This is a genomic window from Vibrio sp. D173a, from assembly GCF_030248475.1.
Genome location: NZ_JAHGAH010001395.1, coordinates 1 through 885, shown reverse-complemented (window position 1 = coordinate 885; position 885 = coordinate 1). Strand labels below are relative to the sequence as shown.

1 protein-coding gene is annotated in these 885 nt (G+C 42.5%); it reads left to right on the top strand.

Translation table 11 applies throughout. The features are described 5' to 3' along the window. Positions 1 to 65: 65 nt before the first annotated feature. On the top strand, positions 66 to 885 hold an 820-nt coding region (locus tag KIV40_RS33600; RefSeq protein ID WP_285353750.1), incomplete at its 3' end, for an HNH endonuclease signature motif containing protein.

Sequence of the window (885 nt, the reverse complement as noted above, 5' to 3'; positions counted from 1 at the left end):
TTGAAGATTACTTATAAAAACATCAATAACAAATCAAATTAAAACGGACAAATGAGGACGATCCATTGTTCAACGTGGGACAGGTTTACAATCGACGTGTGGATATTCACGGTCATTACAAAGGTCAACAATATGGTGGAATAGCCACGCCTGCAGACCATCCATATGTATTTATCTTCACTAGCGATGCGGGCGAAGAGTTTGGCTACTCTGATGGTTTTAGTGCAGACGGCACTTTCCGATATACAGGAGAAGGGCAAGAAGGTGATATGAAAATGGTTAAAGGAAACTTGGCCATCTTTGAACACCAAAATAACCTCAAAGAGATTCTCTTATTTGAATCTGCCTCTACCAAAGGCTTTGTAAGGTTTGTTGGTGTTTGCAACTACATCTGTCATCACATTGAGCAACGTCCCGACAAAAACGACCAACTTCGCGACGCAATAATTTTCCATTTAGATATAGTCCCGCAGAGTATTGGAGATACTATTCAAACTCCAAAAGTGTCATACCTTACGAAACCAACTAAAAGTAAGTCATTAAAACAATTACGAGACATCGCTTTAGCTTCAACGCCACTTAAAGCAGATCCTAAAGAACAACTCACGCACGTGAAGTATCGTAGTGACGCTATCAAGCTTTATGCAAAGAAACGAGCAGGTGGAACTTGTGAAGGCTGTGAAATAGCATCGCCCTTTGAGGCAAAGTCTGGTCCCTACCTAGAAGTACACCACCTGACACGATTAGCGGATGGTGGTGCTGATTGTCCTGAAAACGTGATTGCTCTCTGCCCTAATTGCCACCGAAAGGCGCACTACTCGGTCAACGCCACAGATTTCAACTCCCAGCTCAGAGAGAAGGCACTAAAGATTGAAGAAGAATTGT